General features: G+C 73.9%; 20 protein-coding genes. 12 read left to right on the top strand and 8 right to left on the bottom strand.

The window, feature by feature from the left end; translation table 11 throughout:
- Nucleotides 1-113: 113 nt before the first annotated feature.
- Both IF27_RS11330 and IF27_RS11325 read right to left on the bottom strand, forming a co-directional pair.
- Nucleotides 114-986, bottom strand: coding sequence for an ECF subfamily RNA polymerase sigma factor, BldN family (locus tag IF27_RS11330; protein ID WP_052849330.1), 873 nt, complete (start codon nucleotides 984-986; stop codon nucleotides 114-116).
- A 352-nt stretch (nucleotides 987-1,338) separates the two neighbouring features.
- Nucleotides 1,339-2,367 (bottom strand): HAD family hydrolase, encoded by a 1,029-nt coding sequence (locus IF27_RS11325; protein ID WP_110945758.1) that lies wholly within the window; start codon nucleotides 2,365-2,367, stop codon nucleotides 1,339-1,341.
- Nucleotides 2,368-2,441: 74 nt separating this feature from the next.
- On the opposite strand from IF27_RS11325, the gene IF27_RS11320 reads away from it, so the two are divergent.
- The 9 genes from IF27_RS11320 (at nucleotide 2,442) to IF27_RS11280 (ending at nucleotide 11,080) form a co-directional block, all read left to right on the top strand.
- On the top strand, nucleotides 2,442-2,756 hold the full coding sequence (locus IF27_RS11320) for a glutaredoxin family protein (RefSeq protein WP_110945757.1): 315 nt from the start codon (nucleotides 2,442-2,444) through the stop codon (nucleotides 2,754-2,756).
- 235 nt (nucleotides 2,757-2,991) lie between these two features.
- Entirely contained in the window at nucleotides 2,992-3,717 is a 726-nt protein-coding gene (locus IF27_RS11315) for a redox-sensing transcriptional repressor Rex (RefSeq protein WP_052849329.1), read from the top strand.
- On the top strand, nucleotides 3,714-5,177 hold the full coding sequence (locus tag IF27_RS11310) for a glutamyl-tRNA reductase (RefSeq protein WP_110945756.1): 1,464 nt from the start codon (nucleotides 3,714-3,716) through the stop codon (nucleotides 5,175-5,177). The genes IF27_RS11315 and IF27_RS11310 overlap by 4 nt, the downstream gene beginning before the upstream one ends.
- Nucleotides 5,174-6,151, top strand: coding sequence for a hydroxymethylbilane synthase (hemC, locus tag IF27_RS11305; protein WP_052849328.1), 978 nt, complete (start codon nucleotides 5,174-5,176; stop codon nucleotides 6,149-6,151). The genes IF27_RS11310 and hemC overlap by 4 nt, the downstream gene beginning before the upstream one ends.
- Nucleotides 6,148-7,818 (top strand): bifunctional uroporphyrinogen-III C-methyltransferase/uroporphyrinogen-III synthase, encoded by a 1,671-nt coding sequence (locus IF27_RS11300; protein WP_052849327.1) that lies wholly within the window; start codon nucleotides 6,148-6,150, stop codon nucleotides 7,816-7,818. The genes hemC and IF27_RS11300 overlap by 4 nt, the downstream gene beginning before the upstream one ends.
- Nucleotides 7,819-7,860: 42 nt before the next feature.
- On the top strand, nucleotides 7,861-8,850 hold the full coding sequence (gene hemB / locus IF27_RS11295) for a porphobilinogen synthase (protein WP_052849326.1): 990 nt from the start codon (nucleotides 7,861-7,863) through the stop codon (nucleotides 8,848-8,850).
- Nucleotides 8,847-9,182, top strand: a complete 336-nt coding sequence (locus IF27_RS11290) for a YnfA family protein (protein ID WP_052849325.1) — start codon at nucleotides 8,847-8,849, stop codon at nucleotides 9,180-9,182. The genes hemB and IF27_RS11290 overlap by 4 nt, the downstream gene beginning before the upstream one ends.
- An 18-nt stretch (nucleotides 9,183-9,200) precedes the next feature.
- A complete protein-coding gene (locus IF27_RS11285) occupies nucleotides 9,201-9,959 on the top strand; it encodes an SDR family NAD(P)-dependent oxidoreductase (protein ID WP_052849324.1) in 759 nt (252 codons plus the stop codon).
- Entirely contained in the window at nucleotides 9,956-11,080 is a 1,125-nt protein-coding gene (locus tag IF27_RS11280; protein WP_052849321.1) for a serine hydrolase domain-containing protein, read from the top strand. Before IF27_RS11285 ends, IF27_RS11280 begins: the two co-directional genes overlap by 4 nt.
- Before the next feature lie 38 nt (nucleotides 11,081-11,118).
- Here IF27_RS11280 and IF27_RS11275 read toward each other — a convergent pair whose 3' ends face one another.
- On the bottom strand, nucleotides 11,119-12,324 hold the full coding sequence (locus tag IF27_RS11275; RefSeq protein WP_052849318.1) for a S8 family peptidase: 1,206 nt from the start codon (nucleotides 12,322-12,324) through the stop codon (nucleotides 11,119-11,121).
- Nucleotides 12,325-12,565: 241 nt separating this feature from the next.
- A complete protein-coding gene (gene argS, locus IF27_RS11270) occupies nucleotides 12,566-14,329 on the bottom strand; it encodes an arginine--tRNA ligase (protein ID WP_052849315.1) in 1,764 nt (587 codons plus the stop codon).
- Between the two features lie 135 nt (nucleotides 14,330-14,464).
- Here argS and lysS point away from each other — a divergent pair, with 135 nt between their 5' ends.
- Nucleotides 14,465-16,183 (top strand): lysine--tRNA ligase, encoded by a 1,719-nt coding sequence (lysS, locus tag IF27_RS11265; RefSeq protein ID WP_052849313.1) that lies wholly within the window; start codon nucleotides 14,465-14,467, stop codon nucleotides 16,181-16,183.
- Between the two features lie 35 nt (nucleotides 16,184-16,218).
- On the opposite strand, the gene IF27_RS11260 is transcribed toward lysS, so the two are convergent.
- The 4 genes from IF27_RS11260 to IF27_RS11245 form a co-directional block, all read right to left on the bottom strand.
- Complete coding sequence (locus IF27_RS11260) at nucleotides 16,219-17,541, bottom strand: DUF2637 domain-containing protein (RefSeq protein ID WP_223291007.1); 1,323 nt, start codon at nucleotides 17,539-17,541, stop codon at nucleotides 16,219-16,221.
- A gap of 126 nt (nucleotides 17,542-17,667) precedes the next feature.
- Complete coding sequence (locus IF27_RS30980; protein ID WP_052849311.1) at nucleotides 17,668-18,471, bottom strand: hypothetical protein; 804 nt, start codon at nucleotides 18,469-18,471, stop codon at nucleotides 17,668-17,670.
- Between the two features lie 67 nt (nucleotides 18,472-18,538).
- A complete protein-coding gene (locus IF27_RS11250; RefSeq protein ID WP_052849309.1) occupies nucleotides 18,539-19,225 on the bottom strand; it encodes a DUF3558 family protein in 687 nt (228 codons plus the stop codon).
- A gap of 52 nt (nucleotides 19,226-19,277) precedes the next feature.
- Entirely contained in the window at nucleotides 19,278-19,862 is a 585-nt protein-coding gene (locus tag IF27_RS11245) for a hypothetical protein (RefSeq protein ID WP_110945754.1), read from the bottom strand.
- 126 nt (nucleotides 19,863-19,988) lie between these two features.
- On the opposite strand from IF27_RS11245, the gene hemL reads away from it, so the two are divergent.
- Together hemL and IF27_RS11235 are read left to right on the top strand one after the other, a co-directional pair.
- A complete protein-coding gene (gene hemL / locus IF27_RS11240; protein WP_420821997.1) occupies nucleotides 19,989-21,293 on the top strand; it encodes a glutamate-1-semialdehyde 2,1-aminomutase in 1,305 nt (434 codons plus the stop codon).
- 142 nt (nucleotides 21,294-21,435) lie between these two features.
- Complete coding sequence (locus IF27_RS11235; RefSeq protein WP_223291011.1) at nucleotides 21,436-22,080, top strand: histidine phosphatase family protein; 645 nt, start codon at nucleotides 21,436-21,438, stop codon at nucleotides 22,078-22,080.
- Nucleotides 22,081-22,086 lie beyond the last annotated feature (6 nt).

Genomic DNA, 22,086 nt, shown 5'->3' with positions numbered 1-22,086 from the left:
AGCCCACGAACCCGACAACGAGCGGACAGGCACTCGGGTTACGGCTGGCAGATTATGTGACTGATTGGTAGAGCTTGCTCACCAAGCGTGGGAAGGTGTGGCGGAAACGTCGCTCAGCGGGCGTCGTCGGGCAGCAGGCGGGCGAGGGTGCGGACGGCGCGGTACTGGAGCGTCTTGATGGCGCCCTCGTTCTTCCCCATGACCCGGGCCGTCTCGGCGACCGAGAGCCCCTGGAGGAAGCGGAGGGTGACGCACTCCTGCTGCTGTGGGTTGAGCTTGCGGACCGCGTCGAGGAGGGCGGAGTTGGCGAGGGATTCGAGGACGGACTCCTCGGGGCTGCGCTCGACCTCGTTCGCGTCGAGCATCTCGCCGGTGGTCACTTCGAGCCGGAAGCGGCTCGACTTGAAGTGGTCGGCGACCAGGTTGCGGGCGATGGTGACCAGCCAGGCGCCGAAGTCGCGGCCCTGCCAGGTGAACGTGCCGATGCGGCGCAGCGCGCGCAGGAAGGTCTCACTGGTGAGGTCCTCGGCCGTGGCCCGGCCGCCGACGCGGTAGTAGATGTACCGGTAGACGGTGTCGGCGTAGTGGTCGTAGAGGCAGCCGAACGCCTCCGCCTCGCCGCCCTGGGCGCGTTCGACCAGGTCCATCATGCGGCGGCTGTCGCTGTCGGCCGCCGGCCTGCGCGCGGTGGAGGTGCCGGCGGCTCCGGCGCGGGCACGTCTGCCCGCGGTGCCGGTGGCTGCGGTGTCCGCCGGGGCGGGGGCCGGGGTGCCGGTGTCCGCCGCCTGGTCGGCGAGCGCGTAGGCGGGGACGACGGGTGCGGGGGGTGCGGCGGGTACTGCGGGTACGGCTGGGATTGCGGCGATGGGTGTGGCGGCGAGGGGGGGGACGGCATACGCGGTGGGGACGAGGGCGCGCAATCGGTCGAGGACCGTTGAGCGCGGCGCAGCCAGGCCCGAGGCGTCAACCCCGACGTGTGGGTACACGGGACTCCCAGAGGCTTAAGCTTCCAACACGTGCAGTGGCGGGTCCGTCACCCGTCTCCTGGAGGGGAACGGCTGGGGACCGGATTGCGTCTGAGGAGAATAACGCTTCGTGCTGACGGTGCTACGCGTAGTTGCGAAAATCGCCGAATAGCTTTGAACTGTGACACGTTGTGTTCACATCGCCACGCATTCGCCATGCCATACCTGATCATTCAGTGATCGCAGGCGTGATCGGATGACCGAGATTGATCAATGGCGGTGGGGAGGTCTGCCGGGCGCCGCCGTGGGGTAAGGCACTCGGAATGCGGGGAAGCGCGGTGCGCGCGGCCCCCGGGCGGGCGGCGGACAGCCGCTACCGGCGGCGCCGTTGCAGGGCGAGCGCCGCCATCGCCCCACCGGCCACGGCACCCGCTCCCGCCGCCGCCGGAACCCCGACACGGACGGCCTTGCGGCCCGTGCGGTAGTCGCGCAGGCGCCAGCCCATTTCGCGGGCGTGCGCGCGCAACTTGCTGTCAGGATTGATCGCGTAGGGATAACCGACAAGCGACAGCAGCGGGATGTCGTTCGCCGAGTCGCTGTACGCGGCGCAGCGCGACAGGTCCAGGTCCTCGGTCTCGGCCAGCGACCGCACGGCGATCGCCTTGGCCGGGCCGTGCAGCGGTTCGCCGACGAGGCGGCCGGTGTAGACGCCGTCCACGGACTCCGCGACCGTGCCGAGCGCGCCGGTCAGGCCGAGGCGGCGGGCGACGATGCGGGCCGTCTCGACCGGCGCGGCGGTCACGAGCCAGACGCGCTGCCCCGCGTCGAGGTGCGCCTGGGCGAGGGCACGGGTGCCGGGCCAGATGCGGGCGGCCATGTACTCGTCGTAGATGTCCTCGGCGATGGCGGTCAGTTCCTCGACGCTGTGGCCGCGCACGATGGACAGGGCGCTGTCCCGCGCGTCCTGCATGTGGCCCGCGTGCTCGGCGCCCGCGAGGCGGAAGTACGCCTGCTGCCAGGCGAACTTCACCAGCTCGCGCTTCTGGAAGAACTTCCGCTTGTACAGGCCGCGGCCGAGATGGAAGATCGCCGCGCCCTGCATGACCGTGTTGTCGAGGTCGAAGAAGGCGGCGCCCCTGGTGTCCCCGGGGTCGGGGAAGGCGGACGCCGCGTTCTCGGCGACCTCGGCGTCCTGCGTCGCGAGTTGTTCACGCGCCGCCTCGGCGGACGCCTCGCCCGCGAGCTCCTGCCTGGCCCTGCGGGGGGCGGGCGGCGCGGAGTGGGGCCGCGCGGCGTCGTGGGCCGGTGTGCCGTCCGTGTCCGCGCGCCTGCGGAGGGTGAACCAGCCGCTCCGGGCGGCGGACCGGGAGGTGCGCGGCTCGATGGGGCGTGGCCTGGCCATGCGTCGAGCATAGCCACCGCCCCGGGAAGTCCTGGTTGCGTGGGCATGACCATACGGGGCTCCCGCGCGGCACAATGGGCCCCATGACTCCCTTGCTCCGCCCGCGCCGCGACCGTTCCACCGGCGCCACGCGTCCCGCCGTGGCGCCCGCAGACCGGCTCGTCACCCTGATCGGCCGCCCCGGCTGCCACCTGTGCGACGACGCCCGCGCCGTGGTCGCGGCGGTGTGCGCCGAGACGGGCGCGGCCTGGGAGGAGAAGGACATCACGGCCGACGCGGAGCTGCACCGGCTCTACCAGGAGCAGATCCCCGTGGTCCTCGTGGACGGCGAGCAGCACGACTTCTGGCGGGTGGACGCGGGGCGGTTGCGGCGCGCTTTGGCGGCTTGACCCGGTTTGGATTACGCTACGACGTCGTTTTATCCGCCCGTGAGGCAATCGTGAGGAGAGTGGCCCGGTGTCCCCGTTGATCCGTGTGGCACCGGTCACTTTGGGCGGACAAAATGGACACCATCTTTGTGCACGCGTTCACAAAGACATAGCCTGGTCACGACGGAACGGCCCCGGTGCACGCTCGCGCGCCAGGGGCGCCCGCCCTCCGCTTGGCCCGACCGGCAGGAGCACCGTGGCAACTGGCCGACAACACCGACCGGCGACCCGTAGCCGGGGAATCCCCGAGGCTACCGTCGCCCGGCTCCCGCTGTACCTGCGGGCACTGACCGCGCTCTCGGAGCGTTCGGTCCCCACGGTGTCCTCGGAGGAACTGGCGAGCGCCGCGGGCGTCAACTCGGCCAAGCTCCGCAAGGACTTCTCCTACCTCGGCAGCTACGGCACCCGGGGCGTCGGCTACGACGTCGAGTATCTCGTCTACCAGATCTCCCGCGAACTCGGGCTCACCCAGGACTGGCCTGTCGTCATCGTCGGCATCGGCAACCTGGGCGCCGCCCTAGCCAACTACGGCGGCTTCGCCTCCCGCGGCTTCCGGGTCGCCGCGCTGATCGACGCCGACCCCGCGATGACCGGCAAGCAGGTCGCGGGCATCGCCGTGCAGCACGTGGACGACCTGGAGACGATCATCCACACGGGCGGCGTCTCCATCGGCGTCATCACCACACCGGGCGGCGCCGCCCAGCAGGTGTGCGAACGGCTCGTCGCGGCCGGGGTGACGTCGATCCTCAACTTCGCCCCGACCGTGCTGACCGTGCCCGAGGGCGTGGACGTGCGGAAGGTGGACCTCTCCATCGAGCTCCAGATCCTCGCCTTCCACGAGCAGCGCAAGGCCGCCGAGGAGATGGGCGGGCAGGTCGGCCGCGAGCCCGGGGACGGCGAGCAGGCGGTGATGCCCGCATGACGCTGCTGGTCATCGGCATCAGTCACCGCAGCGCGCCCGTCAGCCTGCTGGAGCGCGCCGCGCTCGCGCCGGGGGAGCGGCCCGCGCTGCTGCACGCCGCGCTGGGCGCGGGGACGGACACGCCGCCCGCCGTCGAGGCCGCGGTCCTGTCCACCTGCAACCGCATCGAGCTGTACGCGGTGGTGGAGCGGTTCCACCACGGCGCCGACGGCCTCCTCGCGCTCCTGGCGCGGCACAGCGGCGTCCCCGCGGAGGACCTGGCGCCCTACCTCTACCGGCACCACGAGGACGACGCCGTCCAGCACCTGTTCGACGTCGCCTGCGGGCTCGACTCGATGGTCATCGGCGAGGGGCAGATCCTCGGCCAGATCAAGGCGGCCCTCGCCCTCGCGCAGGACGAGCACTCGGCGGGCCGTCTCCTCAACGACCTCTTCCAGCAGGCGCTGCGCGTCGGCAAGCGGGCCCACAGCGAGACCGCCATCGACCGCGCCGGGCAGTCGCTCGTCACCGTCGGCCTCGACCAGCTCGCGCCGCGCGGCGGCGGCGACTGGCCGCGTGGGCGCCGCGCCCTGGTGATCGGCGCCGGTTCCATGTCCTCCCTGGCCGCGACGACCCTGGCCCGCGCCGGTGTGTCCGAACTGGTGATCGCCAACAGGACCCTGGAGCGCGCCGACCGCCTCGCCACCGCCCTGAGCGCGGGCGAGGACGCCACCCGCGCCCGCGCCGTCCCCATCAACGCGATCTCCGTGGCCGCCGAACTGGCCCTGGCCGACATCGTCGTGTCCTGTACGGGCGCCACCGGCCTCGTGCTGACCGCCGACGCCGTCGCCGGAGCCCTGCGCGAACGCGCCCGCCGCGCCGCCGCCCGGCCCTGCCCCGCCGTCGAGGGGCACGCCGACCCGGCGCCGGAACTGGCCGTCCTCGACCTCGCGATGCCCCGCGACGTGGACGCCGACGTGCACGGCCTCACCGGCGTCCGGCTCGTGGACATCGAGTCGCTCGCCGCCGCCTCTGCCGACGCGCCGATGGCCGCCGACGTGGACGCCGTGCGGCAGATCGTCGCCGAGGAGGTCGCCGCCTTCCGCGCCGCCCGGCACGCCGCGCACATCACGCCCACCGTCGTCGCCCTGCGCGCCATGGCCGCCGACGTCGTCGCCGCCGAGCTGACCAGGCTGCACGGCAGGCTGCCGGGGCTCGACGACAAGGAGCGGGCCGAGATCACCAGGACCGTCCGCCGCGTCGTGGACAAACTCCTGCACTCGCCGACCGTGCGCGTCAAGGAACTGGCGGGCGAGCCGGGCGGCGCCTACTATGCGGCGGCCCTGCGGCAGCTGTTCGACCTGTCGGGCGCGGACAGCGTCACGGCCGACCCCTTCGGCGCGGACACCCTCGGCGCCGACATCCTCGCGGGACACGTCCCGTTCGCCCACCACGCTCACCCGGAACAGGAGCGGTCATGAACGCGACGCACCGGCCCCTGCGGCTCGGCACGCGGCGCTCCCAGCTCGCCATGGCACAGTCGGGGGGCGTCGCCGAACAGGTCTCCCGGCTCACCGGCCGCCCCGTGGACCTGGTCGAGATCACCACCTACGGCGACGTCTCCCGCGAGGCGCTCGCCAGCATCGGCGGCACCGGCGTCTTCGTCTCGGCGCTGCGCGACGCGCTGCTCGCCGGTGAGATCGACCTCGCGGTGCACTCCCTGAAGGACCTGCCCACCGCCGAGCCCGAGGGCCTGACGCTCGCCGCGCTGCCGACGCGCGCCGACCCGCGCGACGTCCTCGTCGCCCGCGACGGCCTGACGTTCGAGCGGCTCACCGCGGAAGGCCCCGTACGCATAGGCACCGGCTCGCCGCGCCGCGCGGCGCAGCTGGCCGCCTGGGCGCGCTCCCTCGGCAGGGCCGTGGAGACGGTCCCGATCCGCGGGAACGTCGATACGCGGATCGGGTACGTACGCTCCGGCGAACTCGACGCCGTCGTGCTCGCCGCCGCGGGGCTGCACCGCCTCGGACGCGCGGGGGAGATCAGCGAGGCGCTCTCCCCCGACATCATGCTGCCCGCCCCCGGCCAGGGGGCACTGGCCGTCGAGTGCGCCGCGTCCGACGCGGACCTCGTCACACGTCTCGCCGCTCTCGACGACCCGCACACCCGGATCGCCGTGACGGCCGAGCGCACCGTGCTCGCCACCCTCGAAGCCGGCTGCAGCGCGCCCGTGGGCGCGTACGCGGACGTGCTCCCGGGGGACGGCGGGCGATACGTCACCGAACTGCGCCTGCGCGGCGCCGTCGGCACCACCGACGGCACGACGCTGGTCCAGCTGTCCACCACCGGTCCCCTGCCGGCGTCCCCCGGGGAGGCGGCGGCCGTCGGCCGCGCGCTCGCCGAGGAGATGCTCGCGAAGGGCGCGGCCGGTCTGATGGGGGAGCGAGAACATTGAGCCCCACCGCCGCACGCACCACACGCGCCCAGCCGCACGTCACCGCGAAGCCGGCAGGCGAAGTCCACACGGCCCTCGGGCACGTCACCTTCCTCGGAGCGGGACCCGGTGACCCGGGTCTGCTGACGTTGCGCGCCGTTGACGCGCTGCGGCAGGCCGACGTGCTGATCGCGGACCCCGAGGCGTTCGAGGTCGTCCGCGAGCACGTACGGCCGGAGACGGCCACGCCGTTGCAGGCCGCGGCGGCCGTCGCCGGTGATGTCGCCGATCTTGTCATGCGGGCCGCGCGCTCCGGCAGCCGGGTCGTCCGTGCGGTCGCCGGTGACCCCGGCCTCGACACGGACACGGCCGCCGACATGCTGGCGCTCGCCGCCGAGGGCATCGTCTTCGAGGTCGTCCCCGGGATCTCCCACGCGGTGGGCGTGGCCGCCTACGCGGGGGTGCCGCTGCGGCACCCCGAGGGCGGCGACGTGCGCTTCGTGGACGGCCCCACGGCGGACGACCGCTGCTGGAACGAGGTCGGCGCCTCCGACGCGACCGTCGTCGTCAGCACCTCGCTGGAGGCGGTCGGCGTCACGGCGGCGCGGCTGATCGCGGCCGGACGCAAGCCCGACACCCCGCTGTCCGTCACCGTCGCGGGCACCACCACACGGCAGCGCACCTGGTCGGCGACGCTCGGCACGGTCGAGCGGACGCTGAAGTCCGCCAAGGTGCTGCCCTCGCCCGAGGGCGACCGGCCGGTGATAGCGGTCGTGGGCGCCGGGGGCGCGGCCGACCGCCGTGAGCGGCTGTCGTGGTTCGAGTCCAAGCCGCTCTTCGGCTGGCAGGTCCTCGTGCCGCGCACCAAGGAGCAGGCCGCGTCGCTCTCCGAGCAGCTGCGCTCCTACGGCGCGGTGCCGAGCGAGGTGCCGACGATCGCCGTGGAGCCGCCGCGCACGCCGCAGCAGATGGACCGTGCGGTCAAGGGCCTGGTCACCGGCCGCTACGAGTGGATCGCCTTCACCTCGGTCAACGCGGTGCGGGCCATCCGCGAGAAGTTCGAGGAGTACGGGCTCGACGCGCGGGCGTTCGCCGGGATCAAGGTGGCGGCCGTCGGCGAGCAGACGGCGCGGGCGCTGCGGACGTTCGGCGTACGGCCCGACCTGGTGCCGAGCGGCGAGCAGTCGGCCGCCGGGCTGCTGGAGGACTGGCCGCCCTACGACCCGGTCTTCGACCCCATCGACCGTGTGTTCCTGCCGCGCGCCGACATCGCCACCGAGACGCTGGTGGCGGGCCTGGTCGAGCTGGGCTGGGAGGTGGACGACGTGACCGCCTACCGGACGGTGCGCGCCTCGCCGCCGCCCGCCGAGACGCGGGAGGCCATCAAGGGCGGCGGCTTCGACGCGGTGCTGTTCACGTCGTCGAGCACGGTGCGCAACCTCGTCGGCATCGCGGGCAAGCCGCACAACGTGACGGTGATCGCCTGCATCGGCCCGGCGACCGCGCGGACCGCGGAGGAACACGGCCTGCGCGTCGATGTGATGGCGCCCGAGCCCTCGGTGCACAAGCTGACCGAGGCCCTGGCACAGTACGGTGCGGACCGGCGGCTCGCGGCCCTTGAGGCCGGTGAGGCGCTGAAGCGGCCGAGCGAGAAGCGCCCGCAGCGCAGGCGTACCCGTACCCCGTGACACGGGGTGCGGGCGCGCCGCGCGGGCGCGTGAGAGGACGTCATGAACTACCCCCAGGCGCGGCCACGGCGGCTGCGGACCACCCCCGCGATGCGGCGGATGGTGGCCGAGCACCGGCCGGACGCGGCTGATCTGATCCTGCCCGCGTTCGTGCGGGAGGGGATCGCCGAGCCGGTCGCCATCTCCACGATGCCGGGGGTGCGCCAGCACACCCTGGACTCGCTGCGGAAGGCGGCGGCCGAGGCGGTTGCGGCCGGGGTCGGCGGGATCATGCTCTTCGGGGTGCCGGAGGAGGCGAAGAAGGACGCGGTCGGCACGCCGGGCACCGATCCGGACGGCATCCTCCAGCGGGCCCTGCGGGCCGTGCGCGAGGAGGTCGGGGACGACCTGGTCGTCATGTCCGACGTGTGCCTGGACGAGGTGACCGACCACGGGCACTGCGGTGTGCTGGACGCGCGGGGCCGGGTGGACAACGACGCGACGCTGCTGCGGTACGCGGAGATGGCCGTCGTGCAGGCCGAGGCGGGCGCGCACGTGCTGGGCCCCAGCGGCATGATGGACGGCCAGGTCGGCGTGATCCGGCGGGCGCTGGACGCGGCCGGGCACCAGGACGCGGCGGTGCTGGCGTACACGGCGAAGTACGCGTCGGCGTTCTACGGGCCGTTCCGCGAGGCCGTCAACTCGTCGCTCAAGGGCGACCGCAGGACGTACCAGCAGGACCCGCCGAACGCGCGGGAGGCCCTGCGGGAGCTGGATCTCGATCTCGCCGAGGGCGCCGACATGGTGATGGTGAAGCCCGGCCTGCCCTACCTCGACGTGCTGCGGCGGATCGCGGACGTCTCGCCCGTGCCCGTGGCGGTGTACCAGATCTCCGGGGAGTACGCGATGGTCGAGGCGGCGGCGGAGCGCGGCTGGCTGGACCGGGAGCGGGCGATCGAGGAGACGCTGACGGCGTTCCGCCGGGCAGGGGCCGGGATGGTCCTCACCTACTGGGCCACGGAGTTCGCGCAGCGGCTGCGGGCCGCCGGGTGAACGTCGCGCGGTCGGTCGCGCTGTTCGTGCTGGCCGCGCTGTGCGAGATCGGCGGGGCGTGGCTGGTGTGGCAGGGCGTGCGGGAGCACCGGGGCTGGCTGTGGATCGGCGGCGGGCTGGTCGCGCTCGGGGTGTACGGCTTCGTGGCGACGCTCCAGCCGGACGCCGAGTTCGGCCGCATCCTCGCCGCGTACGGCGGGGTGTTCGTCGCCGGGTCGCTCGCCTGGGGGATGGTGGCCGACGGGTTCAGGCCCGACCGGTGGGACGTGGTCGGGGCGTTCATCTGCCTGATAGGTGTCGCCGTCATCATGTATGTGCCACGGGAGCACTGAGGTACGGGAGGCACACAGGTGACCGACACACCCATCGCCGTCGTCACGGGAGCGAGCAGCGGCATCGGCGCCGCCACGGCGCGGCGGCTCGCCGCCGAGGGGTACGAGGTGGTGCTCACCGCCCGGCGTGCCGAGCGGATCGAGGCGCTGGCCGCCGAGCTGACGGACGCGGGCCGCGCGGCGCGCGCGCACGCGCTGGACGTCACGGACCGGGCGGCGGTGGACGCGTTCGCCGCCGCGCTGGGGCGCTGCGACGTGCTCGTGAACAACGCGGGCGGCGCCCTCGGCATGGACCGCGTCGCGGACGCCGACCCGGGCGACTGGCGCACGATGTACGAGGTCAACGTCCTCGGCGTCCTGAACGTGACGCAGGCGCTGCTGCCCGCGCTGACCGCCTCGGGCGCCGGGACGGTCCTGGTGGTCTCCTCGACCGCCGGGCACGGCACGTACGAGGGCGGCGCGGGGTACGTGGCGGCCAAGCACGGGGCGCACGTCCTCGCGGAGACGCTGCGCCTGGAGATCGTGGACCGGCCGGTGCGGGTGATCGAGATCGCGCCGGGGATGGTGCGCACCGAGGAGTTCTCGCTGGTGCGGTTCGGGGGCGACGCGGAGAAGGCCGCGAAGGTGTACCAGGGCGTCGCGGAGCCGCTGACGGCGGACGACGTCGCGGACACGATCGCGTGGGCCGTGACGAGGCCGCCGCACGTGAACGTCGATCTGCTGGTGCTGCGCCCGCGCGCGCAGGCGTCCAACACGAAGGTGCACCGGGAGGCATGACGGAGCTGCGGTACGGGACGCCGGACGAGGCGGGGCTCGACGCGGCGGGGGTGGCGCGGATCGTCCCGGCGGCGCGGTCGTTCCTGACGGGCGGCGGCGAGGGGGAGGGCGGCGGCGAGCGCGGGGGCGCGTACCCCGGCTTCGTCGTCCTGGCCGCGCGGCACGGCGTGGTCGTCGCGCACGAGGCGGGCGGATCGGCCGTGCGGTACGGCGGCGAGGACGTCCCGGCGCGGCGCGGCACCGTCTTCGACCTGGCGTCCGTCTCCAAGCTGTTCACGGCGGTGGTGGCGGTCGCGCTCGCGGAGCGCGGCGCGCTGGACCTGGACGCGCCGGTGGCCCGCGTCCTGCCGGGCTTCCCGGACGCGCCGGGGATGACCGCGCGCGGGCTGCTGACGCACACGAGCGGGCTGCCGCCGGTGATCGACCTGGCGCCGTTCCCCGGCCGCGCCGGGTGGCTGGGCGCGATCGCCGCGCAGCCGCTGCGGCCCGGGTACGCGTACTCCGACCTCGGGCTGATCGCGCTCGGCGCCGTCTGCGAGACGGTCACGGGGCGGGGGCTCGACGCGTTGGTGGCCGAACTGGTCACCGGGCCGCTGGAGTTGAGAGACACGGGCTACCGGCCGTCTGCGGGGCTGCTGCCGCGCGTCGCCGCGACCGAGGTGCAGCCGTGGACCGGCAGGGGCCTGGTGCGGGGCACGGTGCACGACGAGAACGCGTACCACCTCGGCGGGGTCGCCGGGCACGCCGGGCTCTTCTCGACGGCCTGGGACGTCGCGGTCCTGGCGCAGGCGGTCCTGAACGGGGGCGGGTACGGCGGGCGGCGCGTCCTGGCGCCCGCGTCCGTACGGGAGATGCTGCGGCAGCAGAACGCCGGTCTCGGCCCCGAGGCGTCGCGCGGCCTGGGCTGGCAGCTCGACCAGCCGAACTGGATGGGGGAGTTGGCGTCGCCCACCGCGTTCGGCCACTCGGGGTTCACCGGGACGAGCGTCGTGGCCGACCCGGCGACCGGCGTGCTCCTCGTGCTGCTGACCAACCGCGTGCACCCGACGCGTGAGCAGGGCGCCGGGCACGCGTACCGCCGCGCCCCCGCGCGCGAGCTGGCACGTGCCGTGCAGCTCTGACGCGCGGGGGCGGGCGGCCCCTGCGGGGCGGTCGGGCGTCAGCTCACCTGGAGGAGCGTGGCCGTGGTGCTCGCCCCCGGGTTCGTGACGGTGTTGGGCTCGGACTGGGCGACGATCGCGTTGCGCACGGCCGCCGGGGTGGCGTTCGGGTTGGACGCGAGGTAGATGGCGGCGACGCCCGCGACGTGCGGCGTGGCCATGGAGGTGCCGGAGATGGTGCTCGTGGCGGTGTCGGAGTTGTTCCACGCCGAGGTGATGCCGGTGCCGGGGGCGTAGATGTCCACGACCGCGCCGATGTTGCTGAACGAGGAGCGGGCGTCGTTGCTCGCGCTGGAGGCCACGGTGATGGCCTCGGTGACGCGGGCGGGGGAGTAGTTCGCCGCGTTGGCGCCGTAGCTGTTGCCCGCGGCGACCGCGTAGACGACGCCGGAGGCTATGGAGGCGCGGACGGCCCGGTCGATGACCGGGTCGGGGCCGCCGCCCAGGCTCAGGTTGGCGACCGAGGGACCGTCGGCGTTCTCGGTGATCCACTCGACGCCGTTCGCGACGGTCTCGGTGGTGCCGTAGCCCGAGTTGTCGAGGACGCGGACCGAGACGAGGTCCGCGTTCTTCGCGACGCCGTAGCGGGTGCCGGCCGCGGTGCCCGCGACGTGCGTGCCGTGGCCGTAGCCGTCGCTGCCGTTGCCGCCGAAGGCGTCGTAGCCGAAGCTGGCCTGGCCGCCGAAGTCGCTGTGCGAGTAGCGGATGCCGGTGTCCACGACGTAGATCGTCACCCCGGCGCCGCCGTTGTCCGGGTAGCTGTAGGACTGGTTGAGCGGCAGGTCGGGCTGGTCGATGCGGTCCAGGCCCCAGGACGGCGGGTTGGGCTGGACGGCGGCGACGCGGTGGACCTGGTTCTGCACGACCTCGGCGACGGCGGGGTCGGCGGCGAGGGCCAGGGCCTCCGCCTCGGTGGCCTCGACGGCGAAGCCGTTGAGCACCGTGTCGAACGTGCTGGTGATCTCCGTGGAGTAGGAGTCGGCCAGCCGCTCGGCGCGGGGCGAGTCGGCGAGCAGGGCCGTCTTCTTGAGCAGGACGATGTAGCTGTCGTCCACGGTGCCGGGCGCGCCCGCGTTGGCGATCAGGGCGCGGGCGCCGGTCGCGGTGGTGTCCTGCTGGACGCCCGCCTCGGCGGGGAGGGTGAACGCGGCGCCGAGCGCGAGGGCGGCGGCGGCCAGTGCGGTGGTGCGGAGGGTGGTACGCATCACTGCCATTCGAGGGGTCTCCTCCTCATAGGTGGTGCGTTGCGGGGGGACGTGCGGGCGGGTACCGCACGGCTGCATGGCATGGGCATGACATTCCGGAGGCCGTTCCCGGGGTCCTGTACGCCTGTTCGCCGTTCGTTCGCCTGTCGGAAGGATTGACCGGCCGACAGGTCCCCTGCAAGGGGGCCTCCCGGCCGGTCATGGGAAGTTCATGCGGATCTGACGCTGAGCAACACGGCCGTTACAGCCGCTCGGGCGTCTCGATCCCCAGCAGCGCCATGCCCTGCGCCAGCGTCCGCGCCGTCAGCCCGCACAGGAACAGCCGGTTCGCCACCGTCGCCGCGTCCTCCGCGCGCAGCACGGGGCACTGGTCGTAGAACGTCGTGAAGTGCGAGGCCAGCGCGTACAGGTAGCCCGCCAGCTTGTGCGGCTCGTAGCTCGTCGCCGCCGACTCCACCGTCTCGCCGAAGCCGTCGAGGTGCAGCCCGAGCGCCCGCTCCGCCGGGGCGAGCGGCAGCTCCCGGTGCGCGACCGCGGGACCGGCCGACGCCTCCGCCGCGCGGCGCAGGATCGACTGGATACGGGCGTACGCGTACTGGAGGTAGACGCTCGTGTCGCCGTTCAGCGACACCATCCGGTCGAGGTCGAAGACGTAGTCACGCGCGCGGGACGTGGACAGGTCCGCGTACTTGACCGCGCCGATCCCGACCTCGCGCGCCCGCTCGGCGACCTCCTCGTCCGGCAGGTCACGCGCCTTGGACCGCACGACCTCGGTAGCCCGCTCGACCGCCTCGTCCAGCAGGTCCATCAGCCGCACGACCTCGCCCGAGCGCGTCTTGAACGGCTTGCCGTCCTTGCCGAGCACCGTGCCGAACGGCAGGTGGTGCGCGACGCCCTCCGGCAGCCAGCCCGCGCGCCGCGCCGTCTCGAAGACCATCTTGAAGTGCAGCGCCTGCCGGGCGTCCACGATGTAGAGCATGGTGTCCGCGCCGAGCACGCCGACCCGGTTGCGGATCGCCGCCAGGTCGGTGGCCGCGTACCCGAAGCCGCCGTCCGCCTTGCGCACGATCAGCGGCACGGGCTCGCCGTCCTGGCCGCGCACGTCCTCGAAGAACACGCACAGCGCGCCCTCGGAGCGCACGGCGACCCCGGAGCGCTCCAACTCGTCGGACAGCGCGGCCAGGTCGCTGTTGTACGCCGACTCGCCGACGATGTCGTCATCGGTCAGCAGGACGTCGAGCCGCCGGTAGACCGCGTTGAAGTAGACCGTGGACTCCTCCACGATCCGCCGCCACAGCGCCAGCGTCTCCGGCTCGCCCGCCTGGAGGTCCACGACGCGGCGCCGCGCCCGCTCCTTGAACTCCGGGTCGCCGTCGAAGATCGCGCGCGAGGCGCGGTAGAGCCGGTTCAGCCGGGACATCGCGGCGCCGCCCGCGTCCTCGTCGCCCGCGTGGTCCAACTCGCCCGGGTGCTCGATCAGGTACTGGATGAGCATGCCGAACTGCGTGCCCCAGTCGCCGATGTGGTTGCGCCGGATCACCTTCTCGCCGCGGAACTCCATGATCCGCACGAGCGCGTCCCCGATGACGGTGGAGCGCAGGTGGCCGACGTGCATCTCCTTGGCGACGTTCGGCTGGGAGTACTCGACGATCATCGTGCCGGGCGCGGCGGCCAGCGGGACGCCGAGCCGTTCGTCGGCGGCGCGCGCGGCGAGCGTCGAGATCAGGGCCTCGTCGGTCACCGTGACGTTCAGGAAGCCGGGCCCCGACACCTCGATGCCGCCGATGATCCCGTCACGCCCCACCCCGGCGGCGACCGTGGCGGCCAGCTCGCGCGGGTTGCCCTTCAGCCGCTTGGCGAGGGCCAGCAGGCCGTTCGCCTGGAAGTCCGCTCGGTCGCTCGGTCGCAGCAGCGGATCGGCGCCGGCCGCGTCGGGCAGGGCGGCGTCGATGGCGGCGGACAGGAGCCGGTGGACTGAGGCGCTGAGGGAGGGGACCGCGGTCATGGGCGCCAGTATCCCATGGGCGTCCCGGGCTCCACGGGTGGAAGAATGGGGGCCGTCGGCGCGCGCCGGGCACCCCAGGTCCCGAGCCTGTCCGCCGACCCCACCGCTCATCCCAACCGAGGAAGTGTTCCCACCGTGGCCCAGACCACCCCGGAGACCGCAGACTGGGTCTCCCGACTCGCGGACGAGGTCATCGCCGAGGCGGAGCGACGTGCCCCCGGCAAACCCGTCGTCTGCGCCTCCGGGCTGAGCCCCTCGGGCCCCATCCACCTCGGCAACCTGCGCGAGGTCATGGTCCCGCACCTCGTCGCCGACGAGATCAGGCGCCGCGGCATCCCCTGCGACCACCTGCTCTCCTGGGACGACTACGACCGCTTCCGGAAGGTCCCTGCCGGGGTCGGCGTGGACGCGTCCTGGAGCGAGCACATCGGCAAGCCGCTGACCGCCGTCCCGCCGCCGCCCGGCAGCCCGTACGCGAGCTGGGCCGAGCACTTCAAGGCGCCGCTGGTCGCCGCGCTGGACGAACTGGGCATCGACGTCCGCGCGATCAGCCAGACCGAGCAGTACACCTCGGGCGCCTACCAGGAGCAGATCCTCTTCGCCATGCGCGAGCGGCGCCGGATCGACGCCGTCCTGGGCCGCTACCGCACCAAGCAGGCCAAGGAAGGCCCCGAGGCGTCAGGCGACGCGGCCGAACAGGCGGCGGTCGAGGGCTCGGGCGCCGCCGTCGAGGACGACGGCAGCGGCGGCAGCGGCGACTACTACCCGTACAAGCCGTACTGCTCCGTCTGCGGGCGCGACACGACCACCGTCACCGCCTACGACGACGCGACCACCGAGCTGTCCTACGACTGCGCCTGCGGCCACCACGAGACCGTGAAGCTCGCCGAGCACACGCGCGGCAAGCTCGTGTGGAAGGTCGATTGGCCCATGCGCTGGACGTACGAGGGCGTGATCTTCGAGCCCGCGGGCGTCGATCACCACTCGCCCGGCTCGTCCTGGGTCGTCGGCGGGCAGCTCGTCAAGGAGATCTTCGGCGGCGAGCGGCCCCTCGGCCCGATGTACGCCTTCGTCGGCATCACCGGCATGGCGAAGATGTCCAGCTCGCGCGGCGGCGTGCCGACGGCGGCCGACGCCCTGGAGATCATCGAGGCGCCGCTGCTGCGCTGGCTGTACGCGCGACGGCGGCCCAACCAGTCGTTCAAGATCGCCTTCGACGGCGAGATCCAGCGCACCTACGACGAGTGGGACGCGCTGGACCGCAAGGTCACGGACGGCACGGCGCAGCCCGGCGACCTCGCCTCCTGGGTCCGCGCCGTCGGCACGGCGGCCGGTGAACTGCCCGCGACGCCGCGGCGGTTGCCGTACCGCACGCTCACGTCCGTCCTCGACATCACCACGGGGGACGAGGAGCAGACGCTCCGCATCCTCGCCGACCTCGACCCGGAGCACCCCGTCCGCGCGCTCGCCGAGGTCAGGCCGCGGCTCGACCGGGCGGCGCGCTGGGTCGCGACGCAGATGCCGCCCGAGGCACGCACCCGCGTGCGGACCGAGCCGGACGAGACCCTGCTCGCGTCGCTCGACCACCGGGAGCGCGAGTCCCTGGGGCTGCTGCTCGCCGGGCTGGGGAGCCACTGGTCGCTCGACGGGCTCACGTCGCTCGTCTACGGCGTGCCGAAGGTGCTGGCCGGGCTCACGCCCGACGCCAGGCCGACGCCCGAACTCAAGGCGGCCCAGCGGGCGTTCTTCGCCCTGCTGTACCGGCTGCTGGTCGGCGGCGAGACGGGGCCCCGGCTGCCGACGCTGCTGCTCGCCGTCGGCGCCGACCGGGTCAGGAGGCTGCTCGGCGGCTGACCGGCCGCCGGGGGTGGGCGCCGGCGCGGCGTACGTCAGACGCCGGTGCCCATCTCGCCGCTGTAGCGCTCCTTGAAACCGCGGGTGAACTCGCGCAGGTACTGCTCGCTCAGCAGCGCGCCCCGCTCGTCCGTGACGCTGAAACGTTCGTTCAGGAAGCGGGAGAGGAGCCGCGCGTTCGGGAACTCGCCGTTCTCCAGCGCGTACTGGCGGTAGGCCGTGTAGTACAGCTCGACGTCGGCCGTGGTCGCGGGCGCGGGCTCGGTGGCCGGTTCCTGGGCCTCCGGCTGCGCGACGGGCGGCGGCGCGGGCTGCTCGAACCGCTCCTGCGCCACGACGTGCTCCGGCCGCCGCTCCACGGGCTCGGCCTCGGGACCTGCCGCCGGACGGTAGTACTGCGCGCGGCCGTTGACCGGCACGCTGCCCAGCGGGCGCGTCCGGCCGCCCGAGCCCACCGGCACCGCCACCGGCGGCTGGTTGTCCACCCACCACGGCTCGCCGGGACCGCCCTCCTCCACGGGCGCGGGCGCCGGGGCGGGGGCGTCGGCGGGCGTCGGCGCGGGCTCGGCCGGGGCCGCCTGCGCGTGCGGCACGGGCGGCCCGTACGTCCGCTGCTGCGGTACGCCCGCGCCGCCCGCGGGCAGCGCCTCGCGCTCCACCGCAGCCGCCGGGGGCAGCCCGGCCGCCGCGAGGCCCACCGGCGCCGTCTCGTGCAGCGGCACGCCGTACCGCGCCAGCTTCAGCGGCATCCTGGCCTCGACGGGTGCCCGCCGCCGCCAGCCCCGCCCGTAGTCGGCCCGCAGCCGCGCCTGGTACACGAGACGGTCGCGCTCCATCCCGATGACCTCCTCGTAGCTGCGCAGCTCCCACAGCTTCATGCGCCGCCACAGGCGGAACGTCGGCAGCGGCGAGAGGAACCAGCGCCAGACGCGGACGCCTTCCATGTGCTTGTCCGCCGTGATGTCCGCGATGCGCCCGATGGCGTGCCGCGCGGCCTCCACGGTGATGACGAACAGCAGCGGGATGATCGCGTGCATCCCGACCGCGAGCGGGTCGCCCCAGGCCGCGGCGCCGTTGAACGCGATCGTCGCCGCCGTCAGCAGCCACGCCGACTGCCGCAGCATCGGGAACGGGATGCGCAGCCACGTCAGCAGCAGGTCGAGCGCCAGCAGGACGACGATCCCCGCGTCCACGCCGATCGGGAAGAAGGGCGAGAAGGCGCCGAAGCCCTTGCGTTCGGCGAGGTCACGCACCGAGGCGTACGACCCCGCGAAGCCGATCGCCGCGATGACGACGGCGCCGGCCATGACGATGCCGACGAGTATGCGGTGTGCGCGTGTGAGCTTGATCGCGGCCACCCGCGGTCCCTCCCGAGTCGAATGGGCGTCTGAACGACCGGAGCGAACTCCGGCCGCCAGACTGGCACATGCGTCAAGAGGGAGCGGCGGCGCATCCGCACATCTGAGCGAATTCGGGCCAGGGCGTCACCCGTTGTCGCCGCCACCGTCCTCGGCGGGGGCGTCCTGCTCGTTGCCCGGCGGCTCGTCGCCGCCGGACGTGTCGTCGCCGCCTTCGGCCTCCGCGCCCGTCCCGTCGCCCGAGGCGTCCAGCGCCGCCACGGCCTCGCGCGCCACCGCGATCGCGCCCGAGGCGATGCCGTCGGCGCCCGGCATGTCGTCGCCCTCCAGGCCCGCGCCGTTGTAGTCCACGGTCACGACGACGTTGCCGAGGCGCGCGACGACGCGGTGCTGCCGGTAGTCCTGCTCCTGGTCGTCGTCCGTCTTGGTGACGGTCCAGGCGAGGGAGGTGGCCTCCTCGCCCGTCTCGTCCAGCGGGCCCGCGTCCACGTCCTGGTTGGCGTCGTCGCCGGTGATCTCCTCGACGACCTGCTCCGCGTACCCGGCGGCGCGCTCGTCGCCGCTGCCGATGGCGAGGTCGGAGTCGTAGCGCCGCAGCGCGACCGTCAGCGAGCGGTACTGGTAGCCGTCGAGGCCGTTCCACAGGCAGGTCGCCGAGCTGGTGACGTCGGAGGAGGTGAGCGTCTGACCCGCCACCGGGTCCGCCTCCGGCACGAACTCCTCGACGGTGCTCTCCCTGACCGTCGCGCAGGACTCGGGCAGCGTGGTGAACCTGACCGGCTCCGGCGTCGGCGCCGCCTCGGCCGAGGTCTCGGCGCCCGCGTCGTCGTCCGGTTCTGACGCGTCCGAGGAACAGCCGGCGGCCAGCAGCACGGGCACGGCGGCCCAGGCCATCGCCCGCGCGGCGCGGCGCTTGGGGTTTCGGTCCATGAGGTGTCTCGCTCCTGTGGTTCGGTGGCGGGCCGGTCCGCGGCGGCGGGCCGCCGGACGTGACGCGTCAGGCGTCGAGGCCCTCGGCGAGCCGCCGGGCGACGCCACCGGCGCGCTGCTGGAGCAGCCCGCTCTCCGGCACGGCGTCCGGTGTGCTCGTCGCGACGGCGTACTTCACAGCGACGATAACGTTCGCGGTCCTGAAGGTCAGATCGATCTCGCGCGCCGGGCCGCCGTCTGACGCGATCAGCCGGTCGTCGAGGAACGCGGCCTGGCCGACGCCGTCGAGCATCCGCGGCCCGGTCGCGCCGTCCGCCGGGGGCTGCGCGGGGACGCCCGCGTCGGCGGCGCGTTCCCCGAAGTCCTCCTCGGCCTGGGCCTCGTCGCTGACGGCGGGGTCGTAGGAGACGACGCGCAGGAGGTCCACCGTCAGCCGGTACGTCTCGGCGCCGTCCGCCGTCCCCCAGGAGCAGCCGACGCGGCGGCCCGTGTCGTACGTCACGCGGCTGCGGCCCGCGTAGTCCTCCTCGGCGCCGCCGGGCAGCAGCTCGCGGAGCGTCTCGGGCGGCACGGCGCCGCAGGGCTCGGGCAGGCCGGTGAACCGTCCGGGGGCGGGCTCGGGGGCGGTGGAGGCGGCGGGCGCGTCGCCGCTCTCCGGCGTCTCGTCACCGCCGAGGCCGGGCGAGCACGCGGCGAGGCCCACGGCCGTCAGGCCCGCGAGGACCGCCTTCGTGATGGTCGCGGCGCGCTGCACCGGTCGCCCCCCTCGGTCGCATCGGCAGGGCCACCATGTCTACCGCATGGCGTCAGGGCCAGACCAGGCAGTACGGCTGGTGCCCGGCCTCGTGCAGCCGCCGGGAGAAGTCCTGCCACTCGTTGAGGAGCCGGTAGACGCCGAACGCGTCGCTGGGGCCGCTGCGGTCGGGGACCGTGGACCAGATGAACGCCGCGGCGCCGACCGTCTCGTCGCCGATGCCGCGCAGGGGGTCAACCGCCGTTGTGGGCAATTTCACGACCGCGTAGTCGGGGTGCAGCACGACCAGTTCCAGCGGGGGGACGCGGTGCAGCGGGATGCCCTCGATGCCGGTGAGGACCATGGCGGCCATCGTCTCGGGCTTGATGCGGGTGAACATGCCCTGGCCCAGCTCGTCGCCGCCCAGTTCCTCCGGCCGCATCGACAGCGGCACGCGCGCGGCGGTCGCGCCGTCAGGGGCGCCGAAGTACTTGTAGGTCACGGACATCCGCGCGCTCCGGCCCCGCAGCTCGAACTCGCCCGTGGCGCCGTCCGCGGCCTTGCGGCGATGACGGCCCCGGCGGCCCCGCGCGCGCGGTCCGGCAGGCTCCGGCCCCAGGTCCCCGGTTCCCTCGCCCACTTCGCCACCGCGCTGCATGTCACCACCTGACTACTCGCGACCCCCGCCGCGCGACCCGATCATCGTTTCGGAAGACCTCCCCCGTCAGACCGCGGCGAAACGCCCTGAGACGGACCTGTACGCGGCTCTGTCACCATGGATCGCGTGACGCCATCCTACGCAGAAGCCCCAGTCTCGCAGACGCTGTTCGCCCGCGCCTCCGCCGTGACGCCGGGCGGCGTGAATTCGCCGGTCCGCGCCTTCGGGGCGGTGGGCGGTACGCCCCGGTTCATGGCGTCGGGTGCCGGTCCCTACCTCACGGACGCGGACGGACACGAGTACGTGGACCTCGTCTGCTCCTGGGGGCCGATGATTCTCGGCCACTCCCACCCCGAGGTCCTGGCCGCCGTACGGGAGGCCGTCGGACGGGGCACGTCCTTCGGCACGCCCACCGTCGGCGAGGTCGAGCTGGCCGAGGAGATCACCGCCCGGGTGACGCCCGTGGAGAAGGTCAGGCTCGTCTCCTCGGGCACCGAGGCGACCATGTCGGCGATCCGGCTCGCACGTGGGTTCACCGGGCGGGCCAAGGTCGTCAAGTTCGCGGGCTGCTACCACGGGCACGTGGACGCGCTGCTCGCCTCGGCCGGTTCCGGCGCCGCGACGTTCGCCCTCCCGGACACGCCCGGCGTCACCGGCGCGCAGGCGGGGGAGACGGTCGTGCTGCCGTACAACGACCTCGACGCCGTGCGGGCGGCCTTCGCCGCGCACCCCGGGGAGATCGCCTGCGTGATCACCGAGGCGGTGCCGGGGAACATGGGCGTCGTCCCGCCGCTGCCCGGCTTCAACCAGGGGCTGAAGGACCTGTGCGCGGCCGAGGGCGCGCTGCTCGTCTCCGACGAGGTGATGACGGGGTTCCGGCAGAGCCGCGCGGGCTGGTTCGGCGTCGAGGGCGTCGTCCCCGACCTGATGACGTTCGGCAAGGTGATGGGCGGCGGCTTCCCCGCGGCGGCGTTCGGCGGCCGGGCGGACGTCATGGCCAGGCTCGCGCCCGAGGGGCCGGTCTACCAGGCGGGCACGCTGTCGGGGAACCCGGTGGCCACCGCCGCCGGGCTCGCGCAGCTGCGGCTGCTCGACGACGCGGCGTACGCGCGGCTCGACGCCACCGCAGCGGAACTGCGCGGCCTCGCGGGCGCGGCGCTCACCAAGGAGGGCGTGCCGCACGTCGTGTCGGCGGCGGGCAACATGTTCTCCGTCTTCTTCTCCGACGCGCCCGTCACCGACTTCGAGGGGGCGAAGGCCCAGCGCACCGACCGCTACACGGCCTTCTTCCACACGATGCTGGAACAGGGCGTGTACCTGCCGCCGTCCGCGTTCGAGGCGTGGTTCGTCTCGACGGCGCACGACGGGCAGGCGATGGAGCGCGTCGCCGCCGCGCTGCCCGCCGCCGCGCGAGCCGCCGCAGAGGTGTGAGCGGAGGACGACGGTGCGGAACGAGAACGGAATACCGGACGAACAGATGAGCACAGCAGAAGAGCCCACAGCGGAAGACCAGGCGGCACCGGAGAGCACGGCGCCGGAGAGCGCGGTGCGTGAGCGCACCGTCGTCCACGTCATGCGCCACGGCGAGGTGGAGAATCCGACCGGCGTCCTCTACGGGCGCCTCCCCGGCTTCCACCTCTCCGCCCTCGGCGTACGGATGGCCGAGCGCGTCGCGCAGCACCTCACCGGCCGCGACATCACCGTCGTCGTCGCCTCCCCCCTGGAACGCGCGCAGGAGACCGCCGCCCCCATCGCGGCGGCCCACGACCTGCCGGTCGGCACCGACGCGCGGCTCGTCGAGGCGGCCAACGTCTTCCAGGGCAAGACCTTCGGCGTCGGCGACGGCGCCCTGCGCCGCCCCGGCAACTGGCGCCACCTCCGCAACCCCTTCCGCCCCTCCTGGGGCGAGCCGTACGTCCAGCAGGCCGCCCGGATGCGTGACGCGCTCGACGCCGCCCGCGACGCGGCGCGCGGCCACGAGGCCGTCCTCGTCAGCCACCAGCTGCCCGTGTGGGTGCTGCGCTGCCAGGTCGAGCACCGCAAGCTGTGGCACGACCCGCGCTCCCGCGAGTGCACCCTCGCCTCGCTGACCAGCTTCCTCTTCGAGGGCGACGACCTCGTCGCCGTCACCTACGCGGAGCCGGCCGCCGACCTGCTGCCCGCCCACCTAAGGGCCGGAGCGCGCCCCGTCAAGGGGGCCAAGGGCTTCGGCGCCTGACGCGCC

The sequence above is a fragment of the Streptomyces avicenniae genome, assembly GCF_000719135.1.
Taxonomy (GTDB): Bacteria; Actinomycetota; Actinomycetes; order Streptomycetales; family Streptomycetaceae; genus Streptomyces; species Streptomyces avicenniae.
The sequence above is the reverse complement of the archived record's forward strand: the minus strand, read 5'-3'. Positions and strand labels throughout refer to the sequence as shown.